At 71.7% G+C, this 13,474-nt stretch carries 14 protein-coding genes; 11 read left to right on the top strand and 3 right to left on the bottom strand.

Going from position 1 to position 13,474, the window contains the following annotated elements; genetic code table 11:
• Positions 1-189 precede the first annotated feature (189 nt).
• Positions 190-1,113 (bottom strand): type I pantothenate kinase, encoded by a 924-nt coding sequence (gene coaA / locus AB0B89_RS02255; RefSeq protein WP_358546870.1) that lies wholly within the window; start codon positions 1,111-1,113, stop codon positions 190-192.
• A 141-nt stretch (positions 1,114-1,254) separates the two neighbouring features.
• On the opposite strand from coaA, the gene AB0B89_RS02250 reads away from it, so the two are divergent.
• From AB0B89_RS02250 to tsaD, 10 genes are all read left to right on the top strand, one after another.
• Positions 1,255-1,605 (top strand): holo-ACP synthase, encoded by a 351-nt coding sequence (locus tag AB0B89_RS02250; RefSeq protein ID WP_358546967.1) that lies wholly within the window; start codon positions 1,255-1,257, stop codon positions 1,603-1,605.
• 145 nt (positions 1,606-1,750) lie between these two features.
• Entirely contained in the window at positions 1,751-3,274 is a 1,524-nt protein-coding gene (locus AB0B89_RS02245; RefSeq protein WP_358546867.1) for an NAD(P)H-hydrate dehydratase, read from the top strand.
• Positions 3,275-3,412: 138 nt separating this feature from the next.
• Positions 3,413-4,555, top strand: coding sequence for an alanine racemase (gene alr / locus AB0B89_RS02240; RefSeq protein ID WP_358546864.1), 1,143 nt, complete (start codon positions 3,413-3,415; stop codon positions 4,553-4,555).
• Between the two features lie 13 nt (positions 4,556-4,568).
• Positions 4,569-5,702 (top strand): alpha/beta hydrolase, encoded by a 1,134-nt coding sequence (locus tag AB0B89_RS02235; RefSeq protein WP_358546862.1) that lies wholly within the window; start codon positions 4,569-4,571, stop codon positions 5,700-5,702.
• Positions 5,699-6,154, top strand: coding sequence for a tRNA (adenosine(37)-N6)-threonylcarbamoyltransferase complex ATPase subunit type 1 TsaE (tsaE, locus tag AB0B89_RS02230; RefSeq protein ID WP_358546859.1), 456 nt, complete (start codon positions 5,699-5,701; stop codon positions 6,152-6,154). The genes AB0B89_RS02235 and tsaE overlap by 4 nt, the downstream gene beginning before the upstream one ends.
• A gap of 296 nt (positions 6,155-6,450) precedes the next feature.
• Positions 6,451-6,981, top strand: coding sequence for a hypothetical protein (locus tag AB0B89_RS02225; RefSeq protein ID WP_358546857.1), 531 nt, complete (start codon positions 6,451-6,453; stop codon positions 6,979-6,981).
• A 22-nt stretch (positions 6,982-7,003) separates the two neighbouring features.
• The gene (locus AB0B89_RS02220) at positions 7,004-7,558 is read left to right on the top strand and encodes a class F sortase (RefSeq protein WP_358546855.1); all 555 of its coding nucleotides are present in this window, start codon (positions 7,004-7,006) and stop codon (positions 7,556-7,558) included.
• Between the two features lie 151 nt (positions 7,559-7,709).
• The gene (gene tsaB / locus AB0B89_RS02215; protein ID WP_358546853.1) at positions 7,710-8,372 is read left to right on the top strand and encodes a tRNA (adenosine(37)-N6)-threonylcarbamoyltransferase complex dimerization subunit type 1 TsaB; all 663 of its coding nucleotides are present in this window, start codon (positions 7,710-7,712) and stop codon (positions 8,370-8,372) included.
• Between the two features lie 20 nt (positions 8,373-8,392).
• A complete protein-coding gene (rimI, locus tag AB0B89_RS02210) occupies positions 8,393-8,833 on the top strand; it encodes a ribosomal protein S18-alanine N-acetyltransferase (protein WP_358546964.1) in 441 nt (146 codons plus the stop codon).
• Complete coding sequence (gene tsaD, locus AB0B89_RS02205; protein ID WP_358546851.1) at positions 8,826-9,857, top strand: tRNA (adenosine(37)-N6)-threonylcarbamoyltransferase complex transferase subunit TsaD; 1,032 nt, start codon at positions 8,826-8,828, stop codon at positions 9,855-9,857. Before rimI ends, tsaD begins: the two co-directional genes overlap by 8 nt.
• 39 nt (positions 9,858-9,896) lie before the next feature.
• Here the strand turns inward: tsaD and AB0B89_RS02200 are convergent, their stop codons facing one another.
• Together AB0B89_RS02200 and AB0B89_RS02195 are read right to left on the bottom strand one after the other, a co-directional pair.
• On the bottom strand, positions 9,897-11,402 hold the full coding sequence (locus AB0B89_RS02200; RefSeq protein WP_358546848.1) for a hypothetical protein: 1,506 nt from the start codon (positions 11,400-11,402) through the stop codon (positions 9,897-9,899).
• A gap of 204 nt (positions 11,403-11,606) precedes the next feature.
• Positions 11,607-12,791: a class I SAM-dependent methyltransferase gene (locus AB0B89_RS02195; RefSeq protein WP_358546845.1), complete on the bottom strand. Its 1,185-nt coding sequence runs from the start codon at positions 12,789-12,791 to the stop codon at positions 11,607-11,609.
• 301 nt (positions 12,792-13,092) lie between these two features.
• On the opposite strand from AB0B89_RS02195, the gene groES reads away from it, so the two are divergent.
• Positions 13,093-13,407 (top strand): co-chaperone GroES, encoded by a 315-nt coding sequence (gene groES / locus AB0B89_RS02190; protein WP_084258731.1) that lies wholly within the window; start codon positions 13,093-13,095, stop codon positions 13,405-13,407.
• Positions 13,408-13,474: the final 67 nt, after the last annotated feature.

Raw genomic sequence — 13,474 nt, 5'->3', positions numbered from 1 at the left:
ATCCAAGGGTCCGGCCCGAGTTCCTCCCTCACACGGACGAATTCCCCCTCATCCGCCGGGTGGGGAGGCCGTACCCCCGGTCTCAGGGTCGGGCGCGGGAGGCCGTACCCCGGCTCTCAGGGTCAGGTACGGCAGGCCGTACCTGGGCTCAGGGTCGAGTGCGGGAGGGCCGTACCAAGGGACTCAGGGTCAGGTGCGGCGGAGGCGGATGCGTCGGACGGCGTGGGTGGAGCCCTTGTGCAGGACGAGGCCCGCCCGGCCGCGCGTGGGCGCGATGTTCTCGATCAGGTTGCGCTCGTTGACGTCCCGCCAGACGTTCCTCGCGAACCGCGTCGCCTCCTCGTCCGACAGCTCGGCGATGTAGGTGAAGTACGACTTCGGGTCGGCGAAGGCCGTGCGCCGCAGCTTGTGGAACCGTTCGACGTACCAGGCCCGGATGTCCTCCACCTTGGCGTCGACGTAGATGGAGAAGTCGAAGTAGTCGTTGACCGCCAGGGCCGCCGGAGGGGCGGGCTGCAGCACGTTCAGGCCCTCGACGATCAGGATGTCGGGTCGCCGCACGGTCTGCACGGCCCCCGGGACGATGTCGTACTCCAGGTGGCTGTAGACCGGCGCGCTGACCTCAGGGACGCCGGCCTTCACGTCGGCGACGAAGCGGACCAGCGCCCGGCGGTCGTAGCTCTCGGGGAACCCCTTGCGGTCGGTGATGCCGCGCTCCTCCAGCATCTTGTTCGGGTACAGGAAGGAGTCTGTGGTGATCAGGTCGACCCGGGGGTGCTCCGGCCAGCGCGCGAGCAGGGTGTGCAGCAGCCGGGCCGTGGTCGACTTGCCGACCGCGACGCTGCCCGCGATGCCGAGGATGTACGGCGGGGGCTCCTGGTCATCGCCGAGGAAGGTGTTCAGCGCCGCGCTGCGCTGCCGCGCGCCCATGAAGTGCAGGTTGAGCAGGCGCGTCAGCGGCAGGTAGATGTCGGTGACCTCGGCTAGGTCGATGGGGTCCTCGACGCCGCGCAGCTCCTCCAGCTCCTCGGCCGTGAGGGTGAGAGGCGTGTTCCTTCGCAGGGCTCGCCACTGCTCGCGGCTGAGCTCGACATACGGGTTCGGTGCCTCCATGGGCGCAAACTCTACTGATCGGTCCGCGTACGGCCGCCGGGGGGCCGGTGTGGGGCAAGATGGGCCCGTGACCCACAGGCCGCCGCCCGCAGCTCACGCGCCCGCCGGGCCCCGCGCCGGCTCGCCGAGGAGGGCTTGTCCGTGATCGTGGGCATCGGGGTGGACCTCGTCGACATCGCCCGTCTTGAGGCGGCCCTGGAGCGTACGCCCGCGCTGCTCGATCGGCTGTTCACCGATGCCGAGAGAGGGCTTCCGGTCGCCTCGCTGGCCGCGCGGTTCGCCGCCAAGGAGGCGGTGGCCAAGGCGCTCGGCGCTCCGCCCGGCCTCGGTCACCGGGAGGCCGAGGTGACCACGGCCGCGGGCGGCCGTCCCGGGCTCCAGGTGAGCGGCCGGGCCGCCGAGGTCGCGGCGGAGCTGGGCGTGAGGCGATGGCACCTGTCACTCAGCCACGACGGCGGATTCGCCGTCGCCTACGTGATCGCGGAAGGCTGACGACAACATCGCGGAAGGCTGACGAGCTCATCGCGGAACGCCGATTAGCACATCGCGGAACGCCGACGAGCACATCGCGGAAGGCGGGAAGGCTTACGGCGGGTGGCCTTCTCGCCGGTGATCGGGGAGAGCTAGATTCGGTTGGATGCTGACCGCGTACACGTCCGACGAGATCAGGACGGCCGAACGGGCGCTGATGGCGCGAGTCCCCGAGGGCACGCTCATGCGGCGCGCCGCCACGGGGCTGGCCGTGACCTGCGTGAAGGCCCTCCCCCGCGTGTACGGCTCCCACGTCGTGCTGCTGGTCGGGAGCGGCGACAACGGTGGTGACGCGCTGTACGCGGGGGCTCAGCTCGCCCGCAGGGGCGCGCGGGTGCACGCGGTCCTCGCGGGGCAGAAGACCCACGAGGAAGGCCTCGCCGAGCTGCGTCGCGCGGGCGGCAGGACCCTGGACCTGCGCGAGACGCATCCTGAGGGCTCCGCGAAGGGCCTGCGCACCGATCCGGCGCTCGTGGACATGTTCGACGGGGCCGATCTCGTCCTGGACGGCCTGGTGGGCATCGGAGGCACCGGGCCGCTGCGTGAGCCGTACGCGACACTGGCCCGGATGTGCGCGGAGGCTCCCGGCGTCGTGGTCGCGGTGGACGTGCCGAGCGGGGTGGACGCGAGCACCGGCGAGGTCGAGGGCGAGGCGGTACGCGCGCACCTCACGGTCACCTTCGGGGCCGTCAAGGCGGGCCTGCTGATCGACCCGGGGGCGAGCCACGTGGGCGGCCTCCAGACGGTGGACATCGGGCTCGGCCCGTACCTGCCAGACCCCGGCGTGGTCGCGCTCACCGATCCCGGCGTCGCCGACCGGCTGCCGCGCCCCGATCCCGAGTCGAACAAGTACCGCAGGGGCGTGGTCGGCATCGTCGCCGGCAGCGACCGTTTCACCGGCGCCGCGGTGCTCGCGGTGGGCGGCGCCGTACGGGCGGGCGCGGGGCTGGTGCGCTTCGCGAGCGCCGAGGAGGCGGTCCGGCAGGTGCGCGCCAGGTGGCCGGAGGCGGTGACCAAGATCGTCACACCCGAGTCGGGGGTGAGCGAGGTCGGCCGGGTCCAGGCGTGGGTCGTCGGGCCGGGCATGGGCACCGACGACGACGCGCTCGCGCTCGCCAGATCGGTGCTCGCGAACGACGTGCCCGCGCTGGTCGACGCCGACGGGCTGACCCTCGCGGCGCGTGACCGCTCGCTGCTGCGGCGCTCGGCGCCCACGCTCATCACGCCTCACACCGGCGAGCTGGGCCGCCTGCTGGAGGTGCCGCCGGAGGACATCGAGGCGCGCCGGTTCCACTACGCGCGCCGCGCCGCCGCCGAGCTGGGTGTGACCGTACTGCTCAAGGGGTCGACTACCCTGGTCGCTGAGCAGGGCAGGCCGGTCCGCGTGAACCTCACGGGCACCCCCTGGCTGGCCACGGGCGGTACGGGCGACGTGCTCGCCGGCATCGCCGGAGCCCTCCTCGCCGCGGGTCTCGGCTGTTACGACGCCGGCTCGTGCGCGGCCTACGTGCACGGTCTGGCGGCCCGGGTGGCGGCGGGAGGTCCCGAGGGCGGCGAGGCGCCCATCGCGGCCCTGGACGTGGCTCTGGAGCTGCCTGGCGCGATCCGCGCGCTCACGGCGGGCGCCTGATGCGATCCGGCGCTCACGGTGGGCGCCTGATGCGTACGCTCCGGCCGCGGGCGATGGTGTGATCCGGGTCATGGCCGTCACCACGGGCTTGACCGTGAACCGGTCCTGGCGCCGGCACGCGACTGCGAGACTGAGAGGGTGAGTTTCCCCATTCACGGTTCCCTCGTCACGCCTGCTCAGGCCAGGGTGGATCTCTCGGCGATCAGGCACAACGTGGCGATCCTGCGCGGGCACGCTCCCGATGCCGAGATGATGGTCGCGGTGAAGGCCGACGCCTACGGGCACGGCCTGGTGCCCTGCGCCCGCGCCGTCCTTGAGGCCGGCGCCTCCCGGCTCGGCACGGCCTACATCCAGGAGGCGCTCGACCTGCGCGCCGCCGGGGTGACCGCGCCCATCCTGTCGTGGATCATCACCCCCGGCGAGCCTCTGGACGACGCCGTCGCCGCGTCCGTCGAGCTTTCGGCCGGGACCACGTGGCTGGTCGACGACATCGCCGCCTCCGCCCGCCGCGCCGAGCGTACGGCCCGCGTGCATCTCAAGATCGACACGGGCATCTCGCGCGGGGGCGCCACCGCCCAGGAGTGGCGCGCGCTGGTCGAGCGGGCGCTCGCCGCCCAGGCCGAGGGGACGATCGAGATCGTGGGGCTGTGGTCCCACTTCGCGTGCGCGGACATCCCCGGGCATCCCTCGATCGGCCTCCAGCTCACCGCGTTCGAGGAGGCCCTCGCGGTCGCCGAGAAGGCGGGGGTGAGCGGGTCGCGCGTCCTGCGTCACATCGCGAACTCGGCGGCCACGTTCACGCTTCCCGAGGCCCACTACGACATGGTCCGTCCCGGCATCGCGGTGTACGGGCTCAGCCCGATCCCCGAGCTCGGCGACTTCGGCCTGCGGCCGGCGATGACGCTCAGCGCCCGCATCGCGATGGTGAAGCGCGTCCCCGCCGGCACGGGCGTGTCCTACGGGCACCTCTACACGACCGATCGCGAGACCACGCTGGCCCTGGTCCCGCTCGGGTACGCCGACGGCGTGCTGCGGGGGGCGGCCAACTTGGCGGAGGTCATGGTGGGGGGCCGGCGGCGCACGGTCGCCGGGCGGGTGTGCATGGACCAGTTCATGATCGATGTCGGTGACGACCAGGTGAGCGAGGGCGACGAGGTCGTCCTGTTCGGCCCGGGGACCGGCGGCGAGGCCACCGCGCAGGAGTGGGCGGATTCCCTCGGCACGATCACTCATGAGATCGTGACCAGGATTGGTTCACGCGTGCCGCGCGTTTACCGATAGGAGGAGGTCGTAGATGTCCACACGGCGCAGGGTCGGGATCGCAGGGGCGGTCTTCGGCACCGCTTCGGCGACCCTGGCGGCGGCGGCCCTGGCCAAGAGGTATGCCGTCGGGCGCATCCGCCTGCGGCCCGACCTTGAGGTGAGCGAGCCCTTCGGTGAGTTGCGGGGGCGCCGGGCCACCGTCAAGACCTCCGACGGCGTCGAGCTGTACGCGGAGGTCGACGGGCCCGAGGACGCCCCGCTGACCATCGTGTTCTGCCATGGGTACACCCTGAACCTCGACTCCTGGCACTACCAGCGGCGCGCACTGCGCGGCACCTACCGCCTGGTGTTCTGGGACCAGCGGTGCCACGGGCGCTCCACCCGCACGCCCGCCGAGGACTGCACCATCGACCGTCTGGGAGCCGACCTCGCCGAGTTGCTCAAGACGCTGGTGCCGGGGCCGTGCGTGCTGGTCGGTCACTCCATGGGCGGCATGACCGTCATGGCGCTGGCCGACAGCCACCCCGAGCTGTTCGGCGACAAGGTCCGCGGCGTCGCCCTCATCTCGACCTCCGCCGGCAAGCTGGCCGAGCTGACGCTGGGCCTCCCGGCCCTGATCTCCAAGGTCGTCCACTGGGCGGCGACTCCGGCGGTGTCGGTGCTCGGCCGCCGCGCGGCGCTGATCGACCGGGGCAGGCAGGCGGGCAACGACGTGTCCTTCCTGGCGCTGCGCTATCTCGGCTTCGGCGACCCGTCCAACGTGAGCCCCACGGTGGTGGACTTCGCCGAGTCGATGATCCGCTCCACGCCGACGGACGTGATCGCCGACTTCTACCCGGCGCTGATGTCGCACGACAAGCTCGCCGCCCTCGACGTGCTCGACAAGGTGCCGACCGAGATCATCGTCGGCGAGAAGGACTGGCTGACGCCGCCCGACCACAGCAAGTCGATCAATGCGGGCCTGCCCTCCGCCCGTCTCACGGAGATCCCGGGCACCTCCCACCTGGTGCTGCTGGAGCAGCCCGAGGCCGTGAACGAGGTGATCGCCGAGCTGCTCAAGAGGGTTCGGGACGCGGGTGGTCCCGTGAAGAGCCTGCCGAAGGCAGGCGGCCCGCCGGAGGACATCCGGAGCATGGACGTGAGCGCGGAGGGGGAGGCCTCATGAGGCGGGTGTCCACGACCGAGGACATGTGGTCGCTGGGCGAGGAGCTCGCGCGGCTGCTCGTTCCCGGTGACCTCGTGGTGCTGTCAGGCCCGCTGGGCGCCGGCAAGACCACGCTCGTGCAGGGCGTCGCCGAGGGACTGAAGGTCCGCGGCCCCATCACCTCGCCGACGTTCGTGATCGCCCGGGTCCACCCGTCGCTGACCGGCGGTCCCGCGCTTGTCCACGCGGACGCCTACCGTCTCGGCGGGGCGCTTGAGGTCGACGACCTCGACCTCGACGCCTCTCTGGACGACTCGGTGACCGTGGTCGAGTGGGGCGAGGGGCTGGTGGAGGGCCTGGCCGACGACCGGCTGGAGATCTCCATCGAGCGCGGCGACACGGGCGAGGAGCGCCTCGTACGGCTCCGCGGCGTCGGCCGCCGATGGAGTGATCTGCCCGGCTCTTCCGATTGACCGCTTTTTCGTGATCTAGACCGGTACTCTAACCAGCCTTGACGCATGCCTCCATTGCTATGGATCATCGGAATGAAGATCGTTGTAATGGATTGGCCTGATTTTTCTGGGTATGCAGGTGGAGTAACACCTTGGCGTGGTCGTGTCGGGCGGGGTCGGATCGTACGGTGAAGTGGAGTGCGACGGTGCACAGGGTCGGGCGAGGCGCGGTTGCTGGAGCATTCCTTCTCTTAGGCGGTGTCGGGTGTACGGCCGAGGCGCAGACCGGCGCGTCGGCGCCCACACCGGCACCCTCGATGAGCCGTCAGGACATCCGTGTCCAGCTCATCCCTGACAAGGTCCAGGGCGGGGCTACGAGGTCGGTCCGCGTGCGGGCCTTCTGCCCCGTGCCCCAGGGCGGCACCGACTACCGGGCGACGGCCCGCTCCGACTCGTTCACGGGCGTCGTCACCCTGACCCAGCCTCCGCCGGCCACTCCCGCCGCGTCCTCGACCCCGGTGACCACCACCGCGCCCCTGCCCGAGGTCCACGGCTTCGCCCTCGTCGACGAGGACGCCAAGACCGGCCGCTACCAGGTCGAGGTCAAGTGCGAGGGCACGAACGACATCGGCAGGGCCACGCTGACGCTCACCGCCAGGCCCACAGCCACCCCGACCAGGACCCGCGCCGTGCCGACCCGGGCACCGAGGGCCGGCGGCGGCGGCACGGCGGCCGGTGGGCCCGCCGACGAGCCCACGGGAATTCCCACCGGAGTGACGGTCGTGGCGCTCCTGGCGGCCCTCGGGGGCGGCATCGCGGTGGCCAGGCGCAGGTCGAAGGCCGGCTGACCTTCGAGCAGGCGTTCCCCCGATGGCTGATTCCCCCAAGTGGCTCAAGATCGCGGTGGCCGGGTGCGTCACCGGCACGATCATGTTCGCGCTCACCGGCCGTGAGCGCGACGCCTCGCCCCCGCAGGCCACGACCGCGGTCCCCAAGCGGCTCGACATCCCGTCGCTGAACCTGAAGGCCCCGCTGATGAAGCTCGGGCTCAGCGGCGACGGGGAGGTCGAGCTGCCCCCGTTCGAGAAGCCCGCGACGGCGGGATGGTTCGACCAGAGCGTGGTGCCCGGAGACTCCGGCGCCTCGGTGATCATCGGGCACGTGGACACCAAGACCGCGCCCGCGGTGTTCTACCGCCTGCGCGAGGTCAAGAAGGGCGCCGTCGTCAAGATCCTCCGCAGCGACGGCAAGGTCGCGCAGTACAAGGTCGACTCGATCGAGCAGGTCGCCAAGGACCGCTTCCCCGCCGAGCGCGTGTACGTCGAGGACGGCCTGCGCCTGGTCACCTGCGGCGGGGTCTTCGACAGGAAGACCCACGAGTACCTGGACAACATCATCGTCTACGCCTCTCGCCTGGCCGCGTGAGCCGGACATGAGCGCCCGCGGGTAGCGCGAGGGCGCGACGGTGGCCCGACCGGGGAACGCGCGCTTGCGAGGGACGAGGACACCGCCGGGGCGAGCCCCCAAGCCGAGGGAGCGGAGCGAGCGCCGGGAAACACGGCTAGGCTTGACATTTGTGCTGGTCTTGGCCTTCGATACCGCAACCCCGGCCGTCACCGCGGCTCTCCACGACGGTGACCGCCTGCTCGCCGAGTCGACGACGATCGACGCTCGCCGCCACGGTGAGCTGCTCGTTCCCTCCATACAGGAGGTCCTGCGCGAGGCGGGCGTCGCACTGGGCGACGTCACCGCGATCGTCGCCGGTTCGGGCCCCGGGCCGTACACCGGCCTGCGCGTCGGGTTGATGACCGCCCAGGCGCTGTCGTCCACGACGGGCGCCCCGGCGTACGGGGTGTGCACGCTGGACGCGGTCGCCTACGCGAGCGGTCTCACCGGGCCCTTCGTCGCCGCCACCGACGCGCGGCGCAAGGAGGTCTTCTGGGCGAGCTACGCCGACATGCGCACGCGCCTCGACGGCCCCTCGGTCGACCGGCCCGCCGACGTGCCCGGCGAGCTGCCCCTGGTGGGGGCGGGCGCCCGCATGTACGCCGAGATCCTGGGCGAGAGACGGCTGGTGGAGGGCGCTCCCGACTACCCGCTCGCCGGAGCTCTGGCCGCGCTCGCCGCCGAGCGGCTCGTCTCGGGAGGCGAGGACACGGTGCTCACCTCGCCGAGCCCGATCTACCTTCGCCGGCCGGACGCCCGGGTGCCAGGCCCGCCGAAGAAGGTGACCGCGTGACCGCCGCCACGCTGCGGCAGATGACGGAAGCCGATCTTCCCGCGGTCATGGTGATCGAGCGCTCGACGTTCCCGTTCGACGCGTGGAGCGAGGGCATGCTGCGGGGCGAGCTGGCCGACCAGCCGCGCACCCGCCACTACATCGTCGCCGTCGCGGGCGGGCACATCGTCGGGTACGCCGGGCTGGCGGCGGCGGGCGACCAGGCCGACGTCCAGACGATCGCCGTGAGCGCGGCCATGCAGCGTGCGGGCGTCGGCAGCGCGATGCTGAAGGAACTGCTCACCGAGGCCCGGCGCCGGGGGGCGACGGCGGTGTTCCTGGAGGTCCGCGCCGACAACCCGCCCGCGCAGGCCATGTACGAACGCTTCGGGTTCGAGCCGGTGGGCGTGCGCCGCGACTACTACGACGACGGAACAGACGCGATCATGATGATGAGGAAGCTGGAGGGCGGGAATGTCTGACGAACCCCTGGTCCTGGGCATCGAGACCTCGTGTGACGAGACCGGGGTCGGCATCGTCAGGGGCCACACCCTGCTCGCGAACACCGTCGCCTCCAGCGTCGAGGAGCACGCGCGGTACGGCGGCGTCGTGCCCGAGGTGGCCTCACGGGCCCACCTCGAGGCCATGACCCCGACCGTCGAGCGCGCGCTCGAACAGGCGGGGCTGCGTTTCTCCGACATCGACGCGGTGGCGGTCACCGCCGGTCCCGGCCTCGCGGGCGCGCTGCTGGTGGGCGTCGCCGCCGCCAAGGCGTACGCCATGGGCATCGGGGTGCCGCTGTACGGCGTCAACCACCTGGCCGCCCACGTCGCGGTGGACCAACTGGAGCACGGCCCGCTGCCCAAGCCGTCGATCGCGATGCTCGTCTCGGGCGGCCACTCGTCGCTGCTGCTCGTGCCCGACGTGGCCAAGGACGTCATCTCCCTCGGCTCCACCGTGGACGACGCGGCGGGCGAGGCGTTCGACAAGGTGGCCAGGGTGCTCGGACTGCCGTTCCCCGGCGGCCCCCACATCGACCGCGCCGCCGCCGAGGGCTCGGGCACGGCCGTGGCCTTCCCGCGCGGGAAGTACGACGACGGCACGCTGGACTTCTCGTTCTCGGGGCTGAAGACCGCCGTCGCGCGCTGGGTGGAGGCCAGGGAGCGTGCCGGTGAGCCCGTCCCGGTCGCCGATGTGGCCGCGTCCTTCCAGGAGGCCGTCGTGGACGTGCTCACGCGCAAGGCGATCCAGGCCTGCCGGCAGTACGACGTGAAGGACCTGCTCATCGGGGGCGGGGTGGCCGCCAACTCCCGGCTGCGCGCCCTGGCCCAGGAGCGGTGCGACGCCGCGGGGGTGCGTCTGCGCGTGCCCCGGCCGGGGCTGTGCACCGACAACGGCGCGATGATCGCGGCCCTCGGGTCGGAGCTGGTGGCCTCGGGAGTGAGCCCGTCGCGGCTCGACATCCCCGCCGACTCGTCCCTTCCGGTGACCGCCGTCCACATGTGAGGTGACGGCCGTCCACATGTGAGGGCCCGAGGGCCCGGGTCAGTCCTTGGGGGTGCGGGTGGGACGGAGCAGGGCCTCCGCGAGGGCCAGCATGGTCTCCTCCAGGGCGCCCAGCCTGCGGGTCAGGTCGTTGTGCGTGGGCTGGATGACCTCGTCGACGGTCTCCGCGAGCTGGGCGCGATCGGGACGTGCCCGCATGAGGTCCATGAGCTCGGCCATGGGCGGCAGGGCGGTGGCGGCCTCGGTCAGGCGCTTGTCGATCGCGTCGAGCCGCTTGCCCTGGTCGTCGCCCTGGGCGCTGAGCAGCTCGCCGACGCGCTTGTGGACCTCGCCCACCTCCAGCAGGCCGGGGAGCTGGCCGACGCGCTGGTTGACGGCCTCCACGCGGTCGTCGACCATCTCCAGCCGCTCGTTGACGCCCTCGAAGCTCTCGCCGAGCGTGGTGAAGCGCTGATCCTGTGCGGTGAGGCGGTCGCCGACGTCGGTGAGCCGCTGGTCGAGCCCGGCCAGGCGGCCGTCGACGCCGGCGAGGCGGGAGTCGGCGGTCTCGACGCGCCCGTCGATGCTCTGGAGCCGGACGTCGACCGTCTCCAGCCGCCCCTCCACGGCCCCGATGTGGCTGTCGACGCTGTCGAATCGGCCGTCCACGCTGTCGGCGCGTCCCCTCAGCTCCCCGAGGTGACCCTCCACACAGTCGAACCGCGCCGCGAAACCCGCCAGATGGCCCTCGACGCCCTCCAGGCGGCCGTCGAAGCCCGCGAGCAGGCCGCCGGCACCGTCGAGGCGGTCGGAGAGCCGCGTCTCGGCGTCGGCCAGCTGAGCCGTCATGCCGTCGACCTTGCCGGCCAGCTGGTCGACGGAGCCGGTGAGCCGCTCGATCGCCGATGCGAGCGTCTCCTCAAGGGCCTCGCTGAGGTCGAGAACGCCGCCTTCGAGCCGCTCTGTGCGCTGCGTGAGGTCGAGCAGCGCCTTGTCGACCCGGGTGAAGCGGCCGCCCGCCGCCTCCATGCCGGCGGTGAGCCGGCCGAGGCGTCCGCTCAGCTCGGCCATGCGCTCGGGCACGCCGTGGCCGCCGTCGAGCAGCGCCTGCAGGCGCTTCAGGGACTCCGCGACGCCCTCGCGCACCGTGCCGAGGTCGTTCAGCAGGCCGGGCAGCTCGGCGACGGGCCTGACGCGCTCGCTCACCGAGTCGATGCGGTCGACGATGACGGCCACGCGGTCGCCCACCCCGTCGACGCGGTCACGCACGACCTCCACGTGCTGGGCCAGGCCCTCGGCCCACGCCGGAGGCCGGGTCGCCAGCTCACCGAGCTGGCCGCCGACGGTCTCAAGGGCGCCGCTCAGGCCGCCCAGCTCGCGCTCACGGACCTCGCGCAGCAACCACTCCATGCCTTCGAGCCGCTGACGGATCTCGTCGAGCACCGCGCCCTGGGTGCGCTGCTCGTACACATGGTCCTGGGCCGCCCTCGCCAGGAGCTCGCGCATCCGGTCGGAGATGGCGGTCTGGCTTCCCGCCTGGAGGAGGGTGTGGTTGGAGTGATCCACCGAAAGCTCCTTCACTCGCGGGCGGCCGGCCGCACTGCGGTGGGATTGGTCCGGTTGTCTGGCGTGACGAATAAGGCGGGTCAGCCATCGATCAGGCGAAAATCCCGCGCTGGCCAACTGTAGTCGCTCGTCAGGCGAATTTCGGGGCCGACTTTAAAACTTCGTGATAATCGTGGATTGCCCTGGAATAGTCGTTTATGCAGGTCAGGCGGGTTGGCAAACAAGTGCGAAAGGACGCTCGCCGATGCGGGTAAGAGCCACGACGCACGATTTATCACCAGAAAGGCGCAAATCCTTACGCAGGCGTTCCAGGTCGACGGCGGAGCCGCGCTTCTTGAGGGTCACCGCGCCGATGCGGCGCTCGCGAAGGGCCGCGCGCAGCCTTTTGAGCGAGAACGGCATCGTCTCCAGGACCTCGTACCGTGAGGCCCACGGCGTGACGGCGGCGGTGTCGCCGGTGATGTAGGCGATCTGCGGGTCGAGCAGGTGGCCGTTCACCAGCGCCGCCACCTCGGCCACCAGGTGCGACCTGATCGCGGCGCCGTCCGGCTCGTAAAGGTATCTGGCCACCGGCCCCTGCTCGGCCTGCCCGAGGGACAGGTCGGGGGTCAGCGTCTCGCCGGAAGGCAGCATCGTCGCCCTTCGGCCGAGCTCCTCCGCCTGCGGCTGGGCGAGGGCGCCGGTCCACAGGACGGCCTCCTTGACCTCGCCCCGGTAGGAGACCCACTCGGCCTCCGCGCCCGGCGGGATCAGCTCGTACGGGATGCCGGGCGCGACCTTCAGGCACGCGGCCCGTGCCCGTGCCTGAAGGCCGAGGACCGCCGGCCACGGCGGGGAGTACGCCATGGGGTCGAACACGCGCCTGCTGGCGGACCTCCTGGCCGGGTCGGCGAACAGCACGTCGTAGGCCTCCGGCTCGACCTCGGCGGCGTCGGCCGTACGCACCGTGACGTGGTCGCCGAGCTCCAGCGCGACGGCGTTGGCCCGCGCCACCTCCACGGTGAGCGGATCGAGGTCGACGGCGTCGACCTCGCAGCCGGCGCGTGCCATGGCGATCAGGTCGCCGCCGATGCCGCAGCAGGCGTCGGCCACCCGTGTGCCGGGCGGCAGCCTGCGGGCGCGGTGGGCGGCCACCTCGGCGCGGGTCGCCTGCTCCAGGCCGTCGGGGGTGAAGTACATGCGGGCCGCGTCGGGGCCGAACTTGACGGCGCCGCGCGCCCGCAGCCGCGCCTGCGTGAGCGCGGCCGAGGTCAGCGAGGCGTCGTAGGTCTTCCTGAGGCGGCTCGCGGCCAGGACCGGGTCGGCGCCGCCGGCCACCGCCTCCACGGCGTCGCCGAGGGCCTTCTGCCCGCGTGTGGTCAGCAATTCGCGGAAGGCGTCGAGGTCCACGTCTCCCGACGCTACCGCGTGCCGGGAGGTCCCAGGGAAGGAGCCGGTAACCTGGCGGACCCGGCGCTCAGGCGGACATTTCGGGCGAGCCGCACATCGGCCGGGGCAGGTATCGGAACCGGACTGACCAGGGACGGCCTGTCCGTGTTGACTGAGTCGGCGGCCTTGCATACTGTTCAGTGTTGGCACTCGCCTAGTGAGAGTGCCAAGTCAAAAATGCGACGAGGCAGGTCTGACACCCGCGACGGCAGGCCGCTGGTCGCCTCTTCAGCTCATCAACACAATCTGAAGGGGAGGTCCGATCGTGACGACCGCCACCAAGGTTCCCGTTAAGCCGCTCGGCGACCGCATTGTGGTCCAGCCGCTTGAAGCCGAGCAGACGACCGCTTCCGGTCTGGTCATCCCAGACACCGCCAAGGAGAAGCCGCAGGAGGGCAAGGTCCTCGCGGTGGGCCCCGGCAACTGGGACGAAGACGGCGAGAAGCGGATTCCGCTCGACGTCAAGGAAGGGGACATCGTCCTCTACAGCAAGTACGGCGGTACCGAGGTCAAGTACGGCGGCGAGGAGTATCTCGTTCTCTCCGCCCGTGACGTTCTCGCGATCATCGAGAAGTAAAGCCCCGGGCGCGCAAGCGACCATCAGTACGGAGCCTTACAAAAAATGCGTGTCAAGCCCCGGGCGC

The sequence above is a fragment of the Sphaerisporangium sp. NPDC049002 genome, from assembly GCF_040649355.1.
GTDB lineage: Bacteria > Actinomycetota > Actinomycetes > Streptosporangiales > Streptosporangiaceae > Sphaerisporangium.
This window is presented reverse-complemented; position numbering and strand designations above follow the sequence as displayed.

Bases quoted from the DNA above. Each gene is read 5' to 3' on its own strand.
- coaA (WP_358546870.1), bottom strand. From the start codon at position 1,113: ATGGAGGCACCGAACCCGTATGTCGAGCTCAGCCGCGAGCAGTGGCGA.
- AB0B89_RS02245 (WP_358546867.1), top strand. From the start codon at position 1,751: ATGCTGACCGCGTACACGTCCGACGAGATCAGGACGGCCGAACGGGCG.
- AB0B89_RS02235 (WP_358546862.1), top strand. From the start codon at position 4,569: ATGTCCACACGGCGCAGGGTCGGGATCGCAGGGGCGGTCTTCGGCACC.
- tsaE (WP_358546859.1), top strand. From the start codon at position 5,699: ATGAGGCGGGTGTCCACGACCGAGGACATGTGGTCGCTGGGCGAGGAG.
- AB0B89_RS02225 (WP_358546857.1), top strand. From the start codon at position 6,451: ATGAGCCGTCAGGACATCCGTGTCCAGCTCATCCCTGACAAGGTCCAG.
- AB0B89_RS02220 (WP_358546855.1), top strand. From the start codon at position 7,004: ATGGCTGATTCCCCCAAGTGGCTCAAGATCGCGGTGGCCGGGTGCGTC.
- rimI (WP_358546964.1), top strand. From the start codon at position 8,393: ATGACGGAAGCCGATCTTCCCGCGGTCATGGTGATCGAGCGCTCGACG.
- tsaD (WP_358546851.1), top strand. From the start codon at position 8,826: ATGTCTGACGAACCCCTGGTCCTGGGCATCGAGACCTCGTGTGACGAG.